Origin of the sequence: Achromobacter pulmonis (assembly GCF_021733725.1) — a bacterium.
Classification (GTDB): domain Bacteria; phylum Pseudomonadota; class Gammaproteobacteria; order Burkholderiales; family Burkholderiaceae_B; genus Achromobacter; species Achromobacter pulmonis.
This window is the reverse complement of the sequence record NZ_JAIFOT010000001.1, coordinates 3,780,776-3,798,959: the sequence shown is the minus strand read 5'-3', so window position 1 is coordinate 3,798,959 and position 18,184 is coordinate 3,780,776. Positions and strand designations below refer to the sequence as shown.

General features: G+C 65.7%; 17 protein-coding genes. 6 read left to right on the top strand and 11 right to left on the bottom strand.

All coding sequences use genetic code 11. The features are described 5' to 3' along the window. Positions 1-25 precede the first annotated feature (25 nt). The 9 genes from K2W61_RS17575 to K2W61_RS17535 all read right to left on the bottom strand — a co-directional run bounded on the left by K2W61_RS17575 (position 26) and on the right by K2W61_RS17535 (position 7,863). Entirely contained in the window at positions 26-829 is an 804-nt protein-coding gene (locus K2W61_RS17575) for an N-acyl homoserine lactonase family protein (RefSeq protein ID WP_236756169.1), read from the bottom strand. 13 nt (positions 830-842) lie between these two features. Beyond that, positions 843-1,556 carry an ABC transporter ATP-binding protein gene (locus tag K2W61_RS17570; protein ID WP_236756167.1) on the bottom strand — a complete coding sequence of 238 codons (714 nt, stop codon included), beginning with the start codon at positions 1,554-1,556 and terminating at the stop codon, positions 843-845. Next, positions 1,543-2,325, bottom strand: coding sequence for an ABC transporter ATP-binding protein (locus K2W61_RS17565; RefSeq protein WP_175132644.1), 783 nt, complete (start codon positions 2,323-2,325; stop codon positions 1,543-1,545). Before K2W61_RS17565 ends, K2W61_RS17570 begins: the two co-directional genes overlap by 14 nt. Next, entirely contained in the window at positions 2,322-3,296 is a 975-nt protein-coding gene (locus K2W61_RS17560; protein WP_236756166.1) for a branched-chain amino acid ABC transporter permease, read from the bottom strand. Before K2W61_RS17560 ends, K2W61_RS17565 begins: the two co-directional genes overlap by 4 nt. Before the next feature lie 3 nt (positions 3,297-3,299). Continuing rightward, the gene (locus tag K2W61_RS17555; RefSeq protein WP_175132646.1) at positions 3,300-4,169 is read right to left on the bottom strand and encodes a branched-chain amino acid ABC transporter permease; all 870 of its coding nucleotides are present in this window, start codon (positions 4,167-4,169) and stop codon (positions 3,300-3,302) included. An 18-nt stretch (positions 4,170-4,187) separates the two neighbouring features. Beyond that, positions 4,188-5,351 (bottom strand): ABC transporter substrate-binding protein, encoded by a 1,164-nt coding sequence (locus K2W61_RS17550; RefSeq protein ID WP_175132647.1) that lies wholly within the window; start codon positions 5,349-5,351, stop codon positions 4,188-4,190. A gap of 49 nt (positions 5,352-5,400) precedes the next feature. After that, positions 5,401-6,249, bottom strand: a complete 849-nt coding sequence (locus K2W61_RS17545; protein ID WP_175132648.1) for an alpha/beta fold hydrolase — start codon at positions 6,247-6,249, stop codon at positions 5,401-5,403. Further along, complete coding sequence (locus tag K2W61_RS17540; RefSeq protein ID WP_175132649.1) at positions 6,246-6,641, bottom strand: hypothetical protein; 396 nt, start codon at positions 6,639-6,641, stop codon at positions 6,246-6,248. Before K2W61_RS17540 ends, K2W61_RS17545 begins: the two co-directional genes overlap by 4 nt. A 253-nt stretch (positions 6,642-6,894) precedes the next feature. Next, positions 6,895-7,863 (bottom strand): tripartite tricarboxylate transporter substrate binding protein, encoded by a 969-nt coding sequence (locus tag K2W61_RS17535; RefSeq protein ID WP_175132650.1) that lies wholly within the window; start codon positions 7,861-7,863, stop codon positions 6,895-6,897. Between the two features lie 170 nt (positions 7,864-8,033). On the opposite strand from K2W61_RS17535, the gene K2W61_RS17530 reads away from it, so the two are divergent. The 3 genes from K2W61_RS17530 (at position 8,034) to K2W61_RS17520 (ending at position 11,190) form a co-directional block, all read left to right on the top strand. Then, the gene (locus K2W61_RS17530) at positions 8,034-9,488 is read left to right on the top strand and encodes an aldehyde dehydrogenase (RefSeq protein WP_175132651.1); all 1,455 of its coding nucleotides are present in this window, start codon (positions 8,034-8,036) and stop codon (positions 9,486-9,488) included. 71 nt (positions 9,489-9,559) lie between these two features. Beyond that, positions 9,560-10,456, top strand: a complete 897-nt coding sequence (locus tag K2W61_RS17525) for an NAD(P)-dependent oxidoreductase (RefSeq protein ID WP_175132652.1) — start codon at positions 9,560-9,562, stop codon at positions 10,454-10,456. Positions 10,457-10,473: 17 nt separating this feature from the next. Then, positions 10,474-11,190 (top strand): IclR family transcriptional regulator, encoded by a 717-nt coding sequence (locus K2W61_RS17520; protein ID WP_175132653.1) that lies wholly within the window; start codon positions 10,474-10,476, stop codon positions 11,188-11,190. A 203-nt stretch (positions 11,191-11,393) separates the two neighbouring features. Here the strand turns inward: K2W61_RS17520 and K2W61_RS17515 are convergent, their stop codons facing one another. Both K2W61_RS17515 and K2W61_RS17510 read right to left on the bottom strand, forming a co-directional pair. Continuing rightward, positions 11,394-12,155 (bottom strand): class I SAM-dependent methyltransferase, encoded by a 762-nt coding sequence (locus tag K2W61_RS17515; RefSeq protein ID WP_236756165.1) that lies wholly within the window; start codon positions 12,153-12,155, stop codon positions 11,394-11,396. Between the two features lie 191 nt (positions 12,156-12,346). Continuing rightward, positions 12,347-14,032, bottom strand: a complete 1,686-nt coding sequence (locus K2W61_RS17510) for a GGDEF domain-containing protein (protein ID WP_175132655.1) — start codon at positions 14,030-14,032, stop codon at positions 12,347-12,349. A 420-nt stretch (positions 14,033-14,452) separates the two neighbouring features. Between K2W61_RS17510 and K2W61_RS17505 the strand changes: the two genes are divergently transcribed. The 3 genes from K2W61_RS17505 to K2W61_RS17495 all read left to right on the top strand — a co-directional run bounded on the left by K2W61_RS17505 (position 14,453) and on the right by K2W61_RS17495 (position 18,183). Continuing rightward, positions 14,453-14,875 (top strand): tripartite tricarboxylate transporter TctB family protein, encoded by a 423-nt coding sequence (locus K2W61_RS17505; protein ID WP_175132656.1) that lies wholly within the window; start codon positions 14,453-14,455, stop codon positions 14,873-14,875. A 15-nt stretch (positions 14,876-14,890) separates the two neighbouring features. Next, entirely contained in the window at positions 14,891-16,396 is a 1,506-nt protein-coding gene (locus K2W61_RS17500) for a tripartite tricarboxylate transporter permease (protein WP_236756164.1), read from the top strand. A 431-nt stretch (positions 16,397-16,827) separates the two neighbouring features. Then, positions 16,828-18,183 (top strand): amino acid permease, encoded by a 1,356-nt coding sequence (locus tag K2W61_RS17495; protein WP_236757012.1) that lies wholly within the window; start codon positions 16,828-16,830, stop codon positions 18,181-18,183. The last annotated feature ends 1 nt before the right edge of the window (position 18,184 follow it).

Genomic DNA, 18,184 nt, shown 5'->3' with positions numbered 1-18,184 from the left:
GCGCCCCGGCGAAATGGCGCCGGATCTAGGATTCCCGCCGCGGCGGTCGATGCAGCATCGCCACGTGCGATGAACCCTGCCACTTGGGATAGCGGTCCAGCACCGCGGGGTCATGCCCCGGCACTACGTGCTGCTCGGACTGCGCCGCGCCATACAGCTTGGCGTAGCCGGACAGCATCCGGGCCGTTTCATAGACGATCGGAAACGGCCTGCCCTGCCCCATGTTTTCGTAATAATGGCTGGCGTCCGAGGCCAGCACCACCCAGCCGCGTTCGGTATGCACCCGAACCGCCTGCAGGCCTTTGGTGTGGCCGCCGATATGCAGCAGTTCCATGCCCGGCAGCAACGTCCCGTCGCCATCATGGAAGTCCACCCGGCCGTCGTAGACGCGCCGTACCAGCGTGACCACATCCTCCACCGCGTAGGCATGCCGCAGCGGTTCGAAGCACATGCAACGGCCGGTGGCGTAGTCGAGTTCGTCGTCCTGCACATGAAAACGCGCGTTGGGTAGCAGGTCCAGATTGCCCGCGTGGTCGTAATGCAGGTGGGTCAGCACCACGTGCTGCACGGCTTCGGGCTGCACGCCCAGCGGCGCCAGGGCCGCGATGGGGCACTGGATCAGTTCGCGCCGCCGCAAGCGCGCCATGTCGGCATTGAAACCCGTGTCCACCAGGACCACATGGCCCGCGCCGCGTATCAGCCACACGAAGAAGTCCATGGGCATGTCGCCGTCGTGCGGATCGCCGCCCAGGAAGTTATCGCGGCGCTGGCGCGGCATCCGCGCGTAGCGGATGGCATACACCTCGTATTGCGGAACCGCGGTTTGCATTGCCACGCTCATTTCAGATTCCCAGATAGGCTTTCTGCACGAAGGGGTCGGCCAGCAGCTCGGCGCCTGTGCCGCTGCGCACCACCTCGCCATGCTCGAACGCATGGGCCTGATGCGCCAGGCGCAGCGCCAGCCGCGCGTTCTGCTCGACCAGCACAATGGCGATGCCGCTGTCGCGGTTGATGCGCTGGATGGCGCCCGCGATCTCGGCCACGATCTTGGGCGCGATGCCCAACGAGGGCTCGTCCAGCATCAGCAGACGGGGTTGCGCCATCAACGCGCGGCCGATCGCCACCATCTGCTGTTCGCCGCCGGACAATGAGCCCGCCAACTGTGCGCGGCGCTCCTGCACACGGGGAAACAAGGTGTAGATTTCGTCCAGCCGCGCGCGCACGCGACTGCCCGGCCGGACCCCATGCGCGCCTGCCATCAGGTTATCCAGCACCGTCATGCGGCCGAACAGGCGCCGCCCTTCGGGCGACAACGCCAGCCCGGCCGACACCCGCGCCGCCGAACCCAGCCGCGCGATGTCCCGCCCTTCAAACGCAATGCGCCCGCTCGCGGCCGGCGCCAGGCCGATCAGCGCTTTCAGCGTGGAGCTTTTCCCCGCGCCATTCGAGCCGACCAGCGCGACGATCTGGCCTTGTTCAACAGTGAAGCTGATGCCGCGCACGGCCTCCAGCGGCCCGTATCGAACCGTCAGGTCCTGGACTTCAAGCATGGGCATAGTCGGGCGCTCCCAGATAGGCTTCGATCACGGCGGGGTTGTCGCGGATGGCTTGCGGCGTGCCCTCGGCGACTTTCTCGCCTTGCACCAGCACGACGATACGATGGCAGAGTTCCATGACCAGCGCCATGTGATGCTCCACCAACAGCATCGTCAACCCTTCCTCGGATTGCAGGCGGCGCAGCAGGCGCCCCAGCTCGTTGCATTCTTCGTGGTTCAGCCCCGCCGCCGGCTCGTCCAACAGCAACATGCGCGGACGGCAGGCCAGCGCGACGGCGATGCCCAGTTTTTTCTGCAAGCCATAGGCCAGCGACCCGGCCGCCGCGTCGCGCCAGCCCTGCAGATCAAGCAGGTGCAGCAGCCGGTCCACTTCGCGCTCGGCCTGCGAGGCCGACAACAAGTCCTGGTCACGCCCGGCCAGATGGCGCAGCCACGAATTTCGAATGCGCGACAGCATGCCGCGCCGAATGTTCTGGGCCACCGTGGCCTCGGGATAGGTGGAAGTGGATTGAAATGTGCGCGCCAGCCCCTGCACCACCACACGGCTGGGTGGGCCGCCGGAAATGTCGCGGCCATCGAAATGCACCGACCCGGCCGACGGCGGCATCGTACCGCTGATGACGTTGAACGCCGTTGTCTTGCCCGCGCCGTTGGGCCCGATCAGGCCGACAATTTCGCCCGGGGCGACGGCGAAGCTGACATCGCGCAAGGCCGCCAACCCGCCAAAGCTGCGCGACATGCCCTGCACCTTCAATAGAGGCTGGTTCATTGGGACTCCTTGTGCCGGCGCGCCTGCCACGGACCCGGCAGGCCGGCCAGGCCCGCCGGTAGAAAACGCAGGATCAGGATCAGCGCCGCGCCATAGAAAATGTGCTGCGTCTGCACCGCGCCGCGAAACAGTTCGGGCAGCGGCGTCAGCACCATCGCGCCGATCAGCCCGCCCCATACCGATCGGCGGCCGCCGATGACCAGCATGATGATGAAGCCGATGGAAATGCTGGCGTTGAACGACTCCGGCGAGACATATCCCACATAGCGCGCCTGCAAGGCGCCGCCGACCGCCGCCAACGCGCAGCCGGCCACGAAGGCGCACAGCTGGATGCGATGCACGCCAAGGCCAGTGGATTCGGCCAGCGCGGGGTTTTCCGCCACGGCGTCGATGGCTTGGCCAAACGGCTGCCTTGCCATCACGCGCAAGAGCGCCACCGACGCCAGGGCCACGCACAACGCCAGGCCGTAGAAACTGGCGCGCGTATCGAACACCATACCCGCCAGCGTGGCCGGCGGGATGCTGGCGATGCCGTTGGCGCCACCCGACCACGACGAGCCGTCCAGCAGGATCAACCGCACCAGTTCCCCGAACGCGAACGTCACCAGCACGAAATAGACGCCCTTCAAGCGCAGGATGATTGCGCCCAACGTCAGCGCCACCAACGCCGTCAACGCCACGCCGGCCAACGCGGCGGGCAGAAAGCTCCATCCCAGATAGCGTGCGGCCAGCACCGAGCCATAGGCGCCCAGCGCGACGAAGGCCGCGTGCCCGAGCGACAACTGCCCGCAGCGCGCGATCAGCGCCAAGCCGTTGACGATCAGCACGTTCAGGCACGTCAGTACCGCCAGATGCTGAACGAACGGCCCGGCGAACCAGGGCGCGAACGCCGCCACGGCCAACGCGGCCCACAACAGCCAGCGTAATGGCGCGGGCCGCGCCACACCGGCTTCAAGCGAAATGTCCGTCATGACTTATGCCTCCCCCCGGCCCAGCAGCCCCTTGGGCCGCACGACCAACATCACGATCACGATAGCGAAGATCAGCATGTCCGCCGTGCTGCTGTCGAACAGCAGACTGCCATAGCTTTCCGCCAGGCCCAGCGCCAGGCCCGCGAAGGCGGCGCCCGGGATGCTGCCCAGCCCGCCCAGGATCACCACGATGAACGCCTTGAGCAGCGGCGTGCCGCCCACGAACGGCGACACCGAAAACAGCGGCGCCATCAGCGCGCCGGCCACCGCCGCCAGCCCCACCCCCAGGCCGAAGCCCAGCGGGTAATAGATGCGCGAGCGGATGCCCTGGATGCCGGCGATTTCGAAGTCCTCGACCACGGCCCGCAGCGCGCGGCCCGGCCTGGAATGGCGCAGGAAGCCGTACAGCAAGGCCAGCGCCAGCAAGGCGAACACCACCACATACACACGCGACAAGGGCACGACCAGCTTGCCCATGCGGGCGGTGCCCTGCGCCACCGCGGGCATGGACAAGGGGTCGGGGCCAAAGAACATCAGGGCCAGGTTTTGCAGGATCATCGCCAGGCCGATCGTGGCGATCATGCCGTTCAGCTCATCCCGGCGAAACGGCTTGAGCACGCCCCATTCCAGCACCGCGCCGCCGGCCACCGCCAAGACGAAGGTCAGCGCCATGGCGGGCAGGAACGAAAAGCCCGCCTGGGTCGTCAGGTAATAGGCGCCAAAGGCGCCCAGCATGTAGAACTCGCCATGCGCGAAGTTCACCATGCGCATCACGCCGAACACCAGCGTGAAGCCCACGGCCATCAACAGATACAGCAGTCCCACGATAAGACCGTTTATCGTGGCCTGCGTCAGCAGAATGCTCCAATCCACGTGGCATCCCCCGCCGCGCTAGCGGCATCCCTCGACGGTGCAGCGCGCGCGGATCACCTCGCGGCCATCCTTGACTTCGGCCACGTAGAACGGCGCGTTCAACTGGTGGTTGATGCCGTACCTGGCCTTGCCCGTCCAGCTCAGCTTGCCCAGCGCACCTTGAAAGCCTTCCAGTTTCTCCAGCTCGACGCGCACGCGGTCCGTGTCCTCGACGGTGCCGGCGCGGCGCATGGCTTCGAACAGCATGTTGGTGCCGTCATAGAAGGCCGGGCTGAACCCGTTCATCGCGTGCTTGTACTTGGCGGCATAGCGCTCGGCATAGGCCTTGGTTTCCGGCAGTTCCGGATCAATCGGCGTATGCACCAGCATGCCCTCGGTGGCCGCCTTGCCGGCCACGTTCACGATTTCCTGCGTGGCGGGGCCGCCGGTGCGCACGATGCGCCCTTCGAACCCCAGTTCCCGCGCCTGCTTGACGATCAGGCCGGCGGTGGTGGGTGAATTGCCGTCCAGTTCGATGGCGTCAATGCCGCGCGCCATCATGCGCGTCAACACCGGCACGAAATCGACCCGGTCGCGTTCGAAGAACTCCTTGACGGACAAGGCCGCGCCCGCCTTCTTGTAGGCCCCTTCCAGGTCGAGCGCAATCTGCTGCCCGGTTTCGTCGTTCGGGAACAGCGCGCCCACCTTGCGCAGGCCTAGCGACTTGACCAGCCAGTCGATCTGCGGCTGCGACACCTCGGCGGTCGTCACGTTCGGGCGGAAGGTAAAGGGCTTGTCCGCGGCCAGCGCCTTGGTGGTAAAGCCCAAAGTCATGACGATCACCTTGTTCTTTTCCGTCATGGGCTGGATCGCCAGCACCGGCGCCGATCCGACCGGGCCGATCACGTAGCGCACCTTGTCCTCGAACACCAGGCGGTTGGCCACGGTGACGGCTTCATTGGCCTGGTACTTGTCGTCATAGGCCACCACCTGCACCCGGTACTTCTTGCCGCCGACGTCCAGTCCGCCCGCTTCATTCACCTGGTCGGCCGCAATCTCGGCGGCGTTCTTCATTCCCTGCCCCCACGCGGCGCCCGCGCCGGACAGCGTGACCAACGCGCCAAGCTTCAGCGTCTCTTGCGCCTGCGCGGCGGGAACTGCGGCCAGGGCGAAGATGCCGGCCAGAATGATCGGATAACGCATAATGCCTCCTGTGGATCGCGGGCAGTGCCTGCCCGTCGGTAATGCCGCTCTATAGGCCGGCGATGGCGTCCAGCACCGGCATGATGTAGCCGCGAAACTGCTGTGGACTTTCGCTCATGGGGAAATGCCCCAATTCGCGCATGACAGTGACCTGCGCGCCGGGAATGCCGGCGGCAGTGCGCAAGGTGTCTTCGGGTGTGCATGAAAAGTCATACTCGCCCGTCAACAGGAACAGGGGACAACGATCGGTGCGGATGCCGCCCAGCCGCCCCCGCAAATCGCCGTCCACGCGGTAGAAATAAAGGTCGCCGCGAAACACGCCGGGGCCGCTCTGCATGTACTGCCACAAGGTTTCGTGGCGATAGACCGCCGGGGACTGCGGCGCGACCAGCCCGGACACCAGGGCGGCGCAGACCTCGCCGCCATGGACGTCGCCGCGATGCAGCCACGACGTGTCGTACCAAGGCTGCTGGAAATCGGCCGCCTCGACCCCGATCAGCGCACGAAAACGATCCGCGTGCTGATGCGCCAGTTGCAACACGATGCGCCCGCCGATCGAGCAGCCGATCAGCGCCGGGCGATCCAGCGCCAGGGCCTGGCAGAACGCCATCACGGTCTCCACATAACGTTCAGTGGACAGGCGGTATTCCTCATCCTGCCAGCCGGGCGGCGGATAGGACTTGCCGTGCCAGGGCATGTCGAAAGCGATGACGCGATAGCGCGACGTGATGTCCGCATCGCACATCATGTGGCGATACTGGCGGCTGTCGGCGCCGGCGGTATGCAGGCAGACCAGCGGAATGCCCGCGCCGGCCTCCTCGAAGTAGACGCGGCAAGGCTTGCCGCCGATGTCGACGGACAGATAGCGGCCGACGATGGGTTCCAGCGCGGCGTTCATGCTTGCGCCTCGCGGCCGGTGGCCAGCAGGTCCTTGACGAACTGCAAGTGCGCCATCAGCGGCTGCAGGTTGCCTTCGATGGCCAGTTCGCCGCGCTTGCTCAACGCGAAGATGTCATGCCAGCCCGCTTCCGGCACGGCTTGCCAGAAGCGCGACCAGGCGTCTGCGCCGGCGCGCAGCGATACATCGCAGGAAGGCAGCGGCGCGGCGGGCGTGTCGGCGGCGATGACGCGGCCGTCGCGGATGCGGACCAGCAGCGGTACGGCGCCGACGCCCAGCAGCAGGTCCATATCGACCTGACGCGGCCGCGAGAACGACAGCGCGCGGCTTCGGAAGCGGTGCGCAAGCTGCGCGTCGGACGCATGCCGCGCTGCCATGGCGTGGTTATTCATTGTCTCTTCCCACCTATGTTCGCTCTTATTTTTAGAACGTATATTCTTTCTGCCAGAACATTCTAAGTATCGAAAACTCCCCGTGTCAACACGGGGAAAATCCGAGCCGAACCTTATCCCGGTGGCAGCGCCCGCCCATCGTCCGCCCGCATCAACGGGCAATCCGTCACGTCCCGCACGGCGTCAACGCGCGGCCCCGCCACCATGGCACGGATACCGGGCATGCGCCCGGCAATCACGCGCCTCGTTGGGATTACTGCGCGGCGACGGCGCCCGACGCCTTGACGGCCTGGCCCCACTTCTCCTGCTCGCGCGACATGAAGGCGGCGAATTCCTGCGGCGTGCTGTTGACGACTTCGCCGCCCAAGCTTTCGAGGCGGGCCTGCATCGCGGGCGTGGCCACGATCTTGGACACGTCTTCATAGATGCGCTGCGCCTGCGCCGGCGGCAGCGACGCCGGCGCGAGCAGGCCGAACCACGTCGCCGCCTCGAAGCCGGGCATGCCTGCTTCCGCGAAGGTCGGCACGTCGCGCAGCGCCTGCACGCGCTTGCCGTTGGCCACGGCCAGCGCGCGCAGCTTGCCGGACTCGATCAACGGCAGCGCCGACGTGATCGTGGCCAGCATCATCTGCACCTGGCCGCCGGCCAGGTCCGTAAAGGCCGGCGCGTCGCCGCGGTAAGGCACGTGCGTGATGCCCGACTTCGTGGCGATCTTGAAGAGCTCGCCGCTCAGGTGTTGCGCGGTGCCGTTGCCCGGCGACGCGAAGTTCACCGAGCCGCCGTTCTGTTTCAGGTAGGCCAGGAATTCCTGAAGCGTCTTGGCCGGCACCGCCGGGTTGACGACCAGCACCAGCGGCACCCGGGTGATCAGCGTGATGGGCGCGAAGTCCTTGACGGGATCGTAGTTGAGCTTTTTGTACAGATGGCCGCTGATCGTGTGGGCCGACGTGGTCATGAACAGGGTGTAGCCATCGCCTGGCGCGCGCGCCACCGAACTGGCGCCGATCGTGGTGCCGGCCCCCGCGCGGTTTTCAACAATGACCGACTGGCCCCACGACTGCGTCAGCTTTTCGGCGACGGCGCGCGCCACCACATCGGTGGCGCCGCCGGCCGGATACGGCACGATCATCGACACGGGTTTGGATGGATAGGAATCGGCGTGGGCCGTTCCCGCCAACAACGCCGTGGCACATGCCAGCGCGCGCAAGAAATTCCGATGCATTGAGTGGTCTCCTCTTGTCTTCGAATGACGGTCTGTTTATTCTTTCGTTCCTGTAGACAGAACGATTATTCTATTTTATATTTTTTCAGCCGCAGACTGTCAACGAATAAATGCACGCCGGCTGCCAGCGTCCGCGCTGGAACATCCCAACAAGAGAGGAACATCACGTCATGTCCGAATCATCGGAAACCCTTAAACCCATGCTGATCGGCGGCGAATGGATCGCCCAGCAAGACGCCGCGTTCGCGTCCATCAATCCCGCCACCGGCGCGCGGAATTACCTGATAAGCGCGGCCTCCGACGCGCAGGTGGACCAGGCCGTCGACGCCGCCTGGCAGGCGCAACGCCAGCCCGCCTGGCGCGACATGCTGCCGCACCAGCGCGCCGCGATCCTGCGCCGCATCGCCGACGGCATCGAGCAGCATGCGGAGCTGTTGGCGCGTCTGCAGATGATCGAAAACGGCAAGGTCTGGGCCGAATGCAAGACGCAAGTCGCCAGCGCGGCGGCAACCTTCCGCTACTACGCGGGCGTGTGCGAAACGCTGGGCGCGGAGGTCACGCCGGCTCGCGGCAACTACCTGTCCATGACGCACTACGAGCCGTATGGCGTGGTGGTGGCGATCACGCCGTGGAACTCGCCGCTGACGATGGAAGCCCAGAAGGTCGCGCCTGCGCTGGCCGCCGGCAACGCCGTGATCCTCAAGCCTTCCGAGGTGACCTCGTCACCCGCCCTGGCGCTGGGCCGCATCGCGCTGGAGGCCGGCTTGCCCCCCGGCATACTCAACGTGGTCACCGGCTTGGGCGCCACCGTGGGCCGCCGCCTGGTCGAACATTCCGGTGTGCGCATGGTCTCGTTCACGGGCGGCACCGCCAGCGGCCGCGCCATCGCCCACGCCGCCGCCGAAAAGCTGATGCCCGTCGCGCTGGAACTCGGCGGCAAGTCGCCGCACATCGTGTTCGATGACGCGGACCAGGACGCGGCGATCGACGGCGTGATCGGCGGCATTTTCGAAGGCAGCGGGCAGTCCTGCGTGGCCGGGTCGCGGCTCTACGTGCAGCGCGGTATCGCGGCCTCGTTCATGGAAAAGCTGGTGGCGCGCGCTGGGCGGCTCAACGTGAACCTGCCCGACGCCGCCGGCGCCCAGATGGGCCCCATCGCATCGTTCGGCCATCGCGACAAGATCGAAAGCATGGTCGAGTCCGCCAAGCGCGACGGCGCGCAGGTGCTCCTGGGCGCGCAGCGGCCCGACGGCGACGCGCTGCAAGCGGGTGCGTTCTACCGGCCCACCATCCTGGGCGGATTGGCGCGCGATGCGCAGGTGGTGCGCGAAGAGATCTTCGGCCCGGTCCTGTGCGCGCTGACCTTCGACGACGAAGACGACTTGATCGACCAGGCCAACGACAGCGTCTACGGCCTGGCGTCGGGCATCTGGACGGCGGACTACCGGCGGGCCTGGCGCGTGGCCAAGCGCCTGGAAGCCGGCAGCGTATGGATCAACACCTATAAGCAACTGTCGATCTCCACCCCGTTCGGCGGCTTCAAGCAAAGCGGCATCGGCCGCGAAAAAGGCGTCAGCGGCCTGCGCCTGTACCAACAATCCAAGGGCATCTACTTCGGCATGTAAGCCGCAGGCGTCCTTTCGCATTCTTTTCAGGGCCGCAGCGACGGCCCCCTTTTTCTTCGGAGACTCTCCACATGTCTGAATTTCAACGAGCCGGCTTCATCGGCCTGGGCGTCATGGGCGAACCCATCTGCCGCAACCTGGCCACCAAAGGCGGTCTGCCCGTGCTGGGCTGCGACACCGACACCGCCCCCTTGCAGCGGCTGGCTCCGCATGGCGTGGTGGCCGCGACGGCGCAGCAGATCATGCGCGACTGCGACGTGGTGTTCCTGTCCCTGCCGTCCGGCGAAGTGGTCGCGCAATTGGCGCGCGCCGCCGACGGCCTGCTGGCCAATGCGCGCGGCGGCCAGTTGATCGTGGACCTGAGCACGTCGCCGGTCGATGTGACGCGCGAGCTGGCCGCCGAATTCGCCGCCAAGGGCGCCCTCTTCATCGACGCGCCCGTTGCCCGCACCCGCGCCGCCGCCGAGGCCGGCACGCTGTCCGTCATGATCGGCGGCGAGGCATCGACGTTTGAGCGGGTCAAGCCACTGGTGTCCACCTTCGCCAGCGAGATTACGTACTGCGGGCCGGTCGGCAGCGGCCAGGTCGTGAAAATCCTGAACAACATGGTGCTGTTCGAAACCGTGGTGGCATTGTCGGAAGCGCGCGCAATTGCAAGGCGTTCGGGGGTGGATCCCCAGGTCTTGCTGGATACGTTCACGCGCGGATCGGCCGATAGCTTCGCGTTGCGCAACCACGGCTTAAAGGCTATTCTGCCCGGTGAATTTCCCGAAAAAGCCTTCCCCGTGGACTACGCCCGCAAAGACCTGCGCTACGCACTGGCGCTGGCCGAGCAAACCGGCGTACAAGCGCTGGGCGCCCGCAACGTTGAGCACTGGTTCAGCGCCGCGTTGGCCCAGGGCCATGGCAACCGCTATTTCCCGGTCATCAGCCGGGTGATCGATCCGGATTCGGGGACCATCGCCTAATCACCCCTACCATTCCAATGAGTCGCACCACTACTCAGGACAATTCCACTGACGGCGTTGCCGCCGTCGAACGCGCCCTGACCATCGTCGGGGCCGTTGCGCAGCGCACCGAGCCCATCACGCTCGCGGATCTTTCCCGGGCCACCGGGTTCTACAAGAGCACGCTCCTGCGGCTTATTGCTTCGCTTGAAAAGGCCGCGCTGGTGGTGCGGCGCGCCGACGGCCGCTATTCCCTGGGGCCCTACGCGCATCAACTGGGACGCGCGTACGAGGCCACCTACCGCCTGACCGAGACCATCCTGCCCCTGCTGCAGGCCCTGGTCGACAAGGGCACGGAAAGCGCCTCGTTCCACGTCTACCATGACGCGAGCTCGCGCGCCTGCGTGCTGCGCGTGGACTCACACCATTCCACGCTGGACCGTATCCGCGTCGGCGACCTGCTGCCGCTGGACAAGGGCGCCGCCGGCAAGCTGCTGACCGCCTACCTGGTCGATGGCAAGTCGCCGGCCGAGGTCGGCCTGATGCTGACATCCATGGGCGAACGCGACCCCAACTGCGCGGCCGTGGCCAGCCCGGTATTCGGCCCGGATGGCGACATCTGCGGCGCCATCTCGTTGTCGGGCCCCAAGGAACGCTACTCGCCGGCCGCCGTCAAAAAGATGGCCAAGCTGGTGCAGGAAGCCGCGGCCGATGCCACGCACGCACTGGGCGGACGCTGGCCTTCCGTGAAGTGAAGCCATGGCGTGCTGACTCAACCGGGTCACCGGAGATGAAAACCACGTGGCGGGACCTCCTTGCCACTGGCGTCGCCCGGGCCTTTCGATCCTGAAGCAGGCTTCCTTCGCGCCGGGCCGATCGCGCAGCACACCGCAACGTGTGGCCCCCATCGACCCGATGGGAGGCCACCGCGCGTGGCGTTGCCTTGCCGCGCGAACCCTCACCCCCGCGGGCGGCTGGCCTCGAAGCTGATGATCCGCGCCCCGCTGCGGGGTGGGCATCCATGCTGGTAATCGCCTGACACCACCACATCCACGAAACCGGCTTGCCGCAATGCGAAGGCCAGCTCATCGACACCCCACCAGCGCAAATGGAATAGATCGAGTTCCGCCGACAGCAGCGCACCCTCTCTCCAGTGTTCGTAGTGCAGATGGAACAGGGTCGTCTGCGTGATGTAGTCAATCCCGGCGCGATGGCTGGTCATCGTGAGCAGATCGCCGCCGCCTGCCGCCCAACTGCGCGCGGCGCTCGCCGCTCCGATGAGGCTCTCGATGGGATCAATGTCCACGATCAGCCTGCCACCGGGCAGCAGATGATCCCAGAACCGCCTGAGCACCGCCATTGCCGACGCGGTCTCGGTGATCAATTGGATCGATCCCGCCGGCATGACAATGCAGGCAAAGCGCCGGTCGTAGCCAAATTGCTCGAATGTCTGGCATGTCAGCGCGGGCCGCAGTCCCCGGCGCTGACATTCCTGCCGGCAGAGTTCAAGCATGTCTTGCGATGCGTCGAACCCTTCGATGGCCAGGCCCTTCTCGAGCAGCGGTATGAAGATGCGGCCATTGCCGACCGCGGGTTCCAGGATGGGGCCATCACACCCTGCCAGGCGCTCCAGATAGTATTCCAGGTCGCCGAAGGAATGGCCGATGGGTTTATCCAGGTGATAGACCCAGGAAGCGAGCTTTCCGTACCTGTTTGGCACTGTTGTTCTCCATGTCAAGGGGCGTAGACTACCTCATCACATGGCCCCCGGCCGAAGGCGCGGACGAAGGCGCTCACCCCCGTCCCGCAAAATGCGGCGACTGCCCGAAATGCTCGATCGGCAGGTCCGTCAGTACCCGTATCTTTCATGCCGGACGCCGGCCGGGCGGGCGATCGCGGCCGGGTCCCGCCCTACCGGGAAAATACCGATTCGATCCGATTGCGGCCGCGCTGCTTGGCGTAATAAAGCGCCCGGTCGCTGCGGCTGAGCGCCAGCTCCGCGTGGTCGTCCTTGGCATGCAGCGCGGAAATGCCGATGCTGACCGTCAAAGGTACCTGCAACCCGTCCGACAGATACGGCGTATCGGCGATCCGATGCTGCACGTCGCGCGCGAACAGATGCGCGCTTTCGATGCTGGTATCGGGCAGCACGACGGCGAACTCCTCGCCGCCGATACGGCCGACCAGGTCGATCTCGCGCAGTTGGGCGCGCAGCATACTGGCGAAATGCTGCAGCACCCCGTCGCCGATGGCATGGCCCCAGGTGTCGTTGATGCGCTTGAAGTGATCCAGGTCGCACATCAGCACCGCCGAACCCTGGCCGCCGTGGCGCTGCAGGCGCGTGAGCTCGGCGGCGATGCGCGACATGAAATGGCGGCGGTTCGGCAGACTCGTCAGCGCGTCGGTGGCGGCGAGTTCGCGCAATTCGAGTTCAGCGCGCTTGCGGTCGGTGATATCCGTGACGAACCCGTGCCAGACCACGCCGTTGTCGGGGTCGCGGCTCGGGCTGGCATCCCCCTGCCGCCATCGCACCCCCTGCAACGGCAGGCACACGCGGAACTCCAGGTGCCAGCGCGTCAGGGCGGCGGCGGCCTGCTGCTGCGAGGCGCGATAGGCGGGCAGGTCCTCGGGATGGATGCGCCGTTCGATCGCGGTGGTGCTGGCGCGCACGTCGTCGGCGGTCAGCTCGAACATGTCCCAGATGCCGGCGCTGACATACGAGAACCGGGAGCCCCCCTCTGCCGCGGACTGGCACTGGAAGACCAGCCCGGGCACCGCATCGGTGAGGTTGACGACCAGATCCGCCGTGAGCCGGAGCCGCTCGGCCATGGCGCGCACCGTGCTGATGTCGGTGGTGGTGCCCATCATCCGCAACGCCTTGCCCGATTCGTCCCGGCTGATCACCTTGCCGCGGCTGCAGATCCACTTGTAGCTGCCGTCCTTGCAACGGACGCGGTGCTCGACCTCGTAGCTCTCGGTCTTGCCGTCGAAATGATCCTGCATGGCGGCCTGCACGAAGTCCAGGTCGTCCGGATGCAGCCGGGTGTAGGCATCCTCGATGCGGGTCGTGAGTTCCGAATCCGAATAGCCCAGCAAGGCTTTCCAGCCGGGCGAATAGATGATCTCGCCCGTCACCACGTTGCGGTCCCAGACCCCGGTGCCGCTGCCTTCGATGGCCAGCGCCAGCTTCCTGGCCTCTTCGCGCCAGGAGTCTTCGTCGGCGCGCCGGCTTGACTGCGCATGGTGCTGCGCGATGGCCGCGGCGGCGAGATCCGCCAGGTCCGCCAGGTCCTGGCGGTCGCCGTCGGTGAACTCGCGCGGCTGGCCGTGCAGCAGGCGCAGGCCGCCGAGCAGACGGCCGTCGGCGGCGCGCACGGGGCACTCGATGGACCAGGACGGGGAATGCGCGGGCGGGGTGCCGTCCACCCCCTGCAATGCGCCAGCGGCCACGGCACAGTCAAGAACCGCCATGTCCACCTGGAACAGGCGCCGGGCCAGGCGCGCCAGCCGGTCCAGGCGGCCGTCGGATTCGGAATGCGCGCCACCCAAGCCATCGCCGGAAGGTCGGGTTGGGTACGGGTCGCCGATTACGGGCATGTCAGGACCTGCTCAATACGGGGTTCAGCGATACAGCGGGCTCGCGCTTGCCCGACATTCTGTCACGTTACGCACAGATTTGGCATCATTTTGGAAGCCCGACCGCGGTCCGGGCCACGCGCTGTCAGTGCGCGCGGTGTTCACACAGCGTTCACTCGAATTTTTTTTCGCCCCCCCTTGCGCACAGGAAAAATTGAGGGATATCCCGGAGAAATTCAGTAGTTTCACCCGGTTCTCATGAAAAAGCATGTCGCGTAGGATGCACGCACGCTTTCAGATCACTGTCGAAAAACCAACATCTACGACAGCTTCTGATGCGCATATCAAGCGCGTTCTCATCCGCATTACACCCGAGTGGGAACGCCACACTAGGGAGACAGCAACTTGATAAGGAACAAACAGGATTTCTGGTCTGGGGGGATGTTCATCGCCCTGGGCACGGGTTTCGCGCTGCACGCAACGCAGTACAGCATGGGGACCGCGGCACGCATGGGTCCCGGATACTTCCCCTTTTGGCTAGGCGTCGTCCTCGCGCTCGTAGGCGCGATCGTGCTGCTGGGCTCGCTATCGCGGCGCGCCATGCAAACCACCGTCAGCCGCTTTGATTTCCGCATCGTCGCCCTGGTGGTGGGGTCGGTCGTCCTGTACGGCTTCGCGCTGCAATGGCTGGGGCTGTATCTCTCCGTCTTTCTGCTGGTGGTGGTCAGCAGCGTCGCCAGCCATGAATTCAACTGGAAAGTGGCGGTCGCCAACGGATTGTTCCTGGTGCTCTTCTCCTACCTCGCTTTCATTCGCGGACTGGGCCTGATCTTTCCGCTCTGGCCGAGCTTCATGAGCAACTGAGCGGGGAAAAAAATCATGGAATTGCTTCAAAACCTGATGCTGGGTTTCTCGGTGGCGTTCACGCCCGAAAACCTGTTCTACGCGTTCCTGGGCTGCCTGCTGGGCACCCTGGTGGGCGTGCTGCCGGGCCTGGGTCCGGTGCCCACCATCGCCATGCTGCTGCCCATTACCTATGTGCTGCCGCCGACCGCCGGCCTCATCATGCTGGCGGGTATTTACTACGGCACGCAGTACGGCGGCTCAACCACCGCCATTCTGGTGAACCTGCCAGGCGAGACATCGGCGGTGGTGACGGTGCTCGATGGCCATCAGATGGCCCGCAACGGACGCGCCGGATCAGCCTTGGCGCTGGCGGCCATCGGCTCGTTCTTCGCGGGCAGCGTCGCCACGGTGCTGATCGCGGCGTTCGCCCCGCCGCTGGCCGAAGTGGCATTCGCGTTCGGGCCGGCCGAGTACTTTTCGCTGATGGCGCTGGGCTTGATCGGCGCGGTCGTGCTGGCGTCGGGATCGTTGTCCAAGGCCATCTGCATGATTCTGCTGGGTCTGCTGCTGGGCATGGTAGGCACCGACGTAAACTCAGGCGTTGCCCGCTATGACTTCGGCGTGCCCGAGCTGCAGGACGGCATTGATTTCGCGGTGGTGGCGATGGGCGTGTTCGGCCTGTCGGAAATCATGGCGAATCTCGAACTCAAGGAGCAACGCGTCGAGATCACCGACAAGGTAGGCTCGCTCTATCCCAGCCGGGAGGAATTCCGCGAGGCCGCGCCCGCCATCGTGCGCGGCACGGCGCTGGGCTCGGCGCTGGGGATCCTGCCAGGCGGCGGATCGGTACTGTCGGCGTTCGCGTCCTATGCGCTCGAGAAAAAACTGTCCCGACAGCCCGAGCGCTTTGGCACGGGCCATCCGGCCGGGCTGGCCGGCCCCGAGTCCGCCAACAACGCAGGCGCCCAAACCTCGTTCATCCCGCTGCTGACGCTGGGGATTCCCGGCAATGCGGTGATGGCGCTGATGGTCGGTGCGATGACCATCCACAACATCCAGCCCGGCCCGCAAGTGATGTCGAGCCATCCCGAGCTGTTCTGGGGCTTGATCGCCTCGATGTGGATCGGCAACCTCATGCTGGTCATCCTGAACCTGCCGCTCATCGGCATCTGGGTGAAGCTGCTGCGGGTGCCCTATCGCATGCTGTTCCCGGCGATCCTGGTGTTCTGCACGATCGGGGTGTATTCACTGAACTACAACACCTTCGACATCTTCATGTTCGCCATCTTCGGCATCATCGGCTACATCTGGAGCAAGCTCGGCTGCGAAGGCGCGCCGCTGCTGCTCGGCCTGGTGCTGGGCCCCATGATGGAAGAGAACTTCCGGCGCGCGCTATTGCTGTCGCGCGGCGACTTCAGCACCTTCGTGACGCGGCCATTGTCGGCTTCGTTGCTGGCGGCCGCCGGCGTGCTGCTGGTGCTGGTGGCGCTGCCCGCCCTGCGCAAGAAACGTGAAGAGGCGTTTGTCGAGGCCGACTGAAAGAAGCAGTATCAACAGTTGGCTCTTGGCCTGGGATCGGAACCGATGCCCAGGCCTTTTTTTGCCCGCGCCCCCTGCCCTACCTTGCCGCCGGCCGCGTCAGGATCAGCGGATTGCCGCGATCTCCCCCAGGGCCGGTCCCCGCGCAAAGCCCGAGAAGCGCGACAAAATCTGGCACTTGCAACAGGGAATGGCAGGTCCGGCAATACCGGCAGCGGCGCGCGTATGCTCTGTATCTCGAGACGCCCGGGGCCGGCCCACTCCAACACTCATTCCGCCCAGGCCCCGGCGCAATCACCGGCAGGGGACATGCCGCCTTTCCATTACGACGGCGGATATGCCATGCCCCCGCGTATCTGAAGAGGAGCAGACAGTTGGCGAACACCCCGAATACCGAACTCAAGGGCGGTCTCAAATCCCGCCACCTCACGATGATGTCCATCGCCGGCGTGATCGGCGCGGCGCTCTTCGTGGGTTCCGGCAAACAGATTGCGCTGGCCGGGCCCGCCGTGATCCTGGCGTATATCGGCGGCGGCATCCTGGTCATCCTGGCCATGCGCATGCTGGGCGAAATGGCGGTGGCGCAGCCGGACACCGGCTCGTTCTCGACCTATGCGGACCGCGCTATCGGGCGCTGGGCCGGCTTCACCATCGGCTGGCTCTATTGGTATTTCTGGGCCCTGCTGATGGGTTGGGAAGCCTACGTCGCCGGGCAGATCCTGCACGGCTGGTTTCCGATGCTGCCGGCCTGGGGCTACGCATTGCTGGTAACGGTCTCCCTGCTGATCGTCAACTTCCTGAACGTGCGCAATTATGGCGAATTCGAATTCTGGTTCGCCCTCATCAAGGTCGTGGCCATCGTCCTCTTCCTGGTGATGGGCAGCCTGGCGCTGGCGCACCTGTGGCCGTGGGGCGACGCCAACGGCTGGAGCCACCTGACCAGCCAAGGCTTCATGCCCAACGGCCCCAAGGCCGTGGTGGTGGCGCTGCTGGGCGTGATGTTCGCCTTCATCGGCGCCGAGATCGTCACCGTCGCCGCCGCCGAATCGGCCGATCCGGGCCGCGAAATCATCAAGACCACGCGCTCGGTGGTGTGGCGCATCTGCCTGTTCTATGTGGGCTCGATCTTCATCGTGGTGTGCCTGGTGCCGTACAACGCGCCTGGATTGACGCAACCGACCCAGGGCACCTACAACGTCGCGCTCGACGCCCTTGGTATTCCGCATGCGCAGTTCATCGTCAATTTCATCGTGCTGACCTCGGTGTGCAGCTGCTTCAACTCGGCGCTGTACACCGCCTCGCGCATGCTCTACTCGCTTGCCAGGCGCGGCGATGCGCACCGTATCATGCAGATCACCGGGCGCAAGACCGGCACGCCCTACGTCGGCGTCCTTATTTCCAGCCTGTTCGCCTTTGCCGCGGTCTGGATGATGGCCACCTCGAAAATGGATGTCTACGACGTGCTGATGCAGGCCACCGGCACCATCGCGCTGTTCGTCTATCTGGCGATCGCGTGCTCGCAGCTGCGCATGCGCCAGCGTCTGCAGGCGCGCGGCGTTGCGCTGCAATTCAAGATGTGGTTGTTTCCCTGGCTCACGTATGCGGTGATCGTCTGCATCATCGCCGCGCTGATCACCATGGTGGTCGAAGGCACCTATCGCAACGAGGTGCTCTACACCTCGGTGCTCGCGGCGGTCATCGTCGCCATGGGCATCGGCGCGCAGGTGTTCGGCATCGGCACGCGCGGCCGGACCCGCGCCGGGCCGGCAGCCGCCGGCGCGGACTGAA

Coding starts and splice junctions, on each gene's coding strand:
- K2W61_RS17575 (WP_236756169.1), bottom strand. CDS start 829: ATGCAAACCGCGGTTCCGCAATACGAGGTGTATGCCATCCGCTACGCG.
- K2W61_RS17570 (WP_236756167.1), bottom strand. CDS start 1,556: ATGCCCATGCTTGAAGTCCAGGACCTGACGGTTCGATACGGGCCGCTG.
- K2W61_RS17565 (WP_175132644.1), bottom strand. CDS start 2,325: ATGAACCAGCCTCTATTGAAGGTGCAGGGCATGTCGCGCAGCTTTGGC.
- K2W61_RS17560 (WP_236756166.1), bottom strand. CDS start 3,296: ATGACGGACATTTCGCTTGAAGCCGGTGTGGCGCGGCCCGCGCCATTA.
- K2W61_RS17550 (WP_175132647.1), bottom strand. CDS start 5,351: ATGCGTTATCCGATCATTCTGGCCGGCATCTTCGCCCTGGCCGCAGTT.
- K2W61_RS17545 (WP_175132648.1), bottom strand. CDS start 6,249: ATGAACGCCGCGCTGGAACCCATCGTCGGCCGCTATCTGTCCGTCGAC.
- K2W61_RS17540 (WP_175132649.1), bottom strand. CDS start 6,641: ATGAATAACCACGCCATGGCAGCGCGGCATGCGTCCGACGCGCAGCTT.
- K2W61_RS17535 (WP_175132650.1), bottom strand. CDS start 7,863: ATGCATCGGAATTTCTTGCGCGCGCTGGCATGTGCCACGGCGTTGTTG.
- K2W61_RS17530 (WP_175132651.1), top strand. CDS start 8,034: ATGTCCGAATCATCGGAAACCCTTAAACCCATGCTGATCGGCGGCGAA.
- K2W61_RS17525 (WP_175132652.1), top strand. CDS start 9,560: ATGTCTGAATTTCAACGAGCCGGCTTCATCGGCCTGGGCGTCATGGGC.
- K2W61_RS17520 (WP_175132653.1), top strand. CDS start 10,474: ATGAGTCGCACCACTACTCAGGACAATTCCACTGACGGCGTTGCCGCC.
- K2W61_RS17510 (WP_175132655.1), bottom strand. CDS start 14,032: ATGCCCGTAATCGGCGACCCGTACCCAACCCGACCTTCCGGCGATGGC.
- K2W61_RS17505 (WP_175132656.1), top strand. CDS start 14,453: ATGTTCATCGCCCTGGGCACGGGTTTCGCGCTGCACGCAACGCAGTAC.
- K2W61_RS17500 (WP_236756164.1), top strand. CDS start 14,891: ATGGAATTGCTTCAAAACCTGATGCTGGGTTTCTCGGTGGCGTTCACG.
- K2W61_RS17495 (WP_236757012.1), top strand. CDS start 16,828: ATGATGTCCATCGCCGGCGTGATCGGCGCGGCGCTCTTCGTGGGTTCC.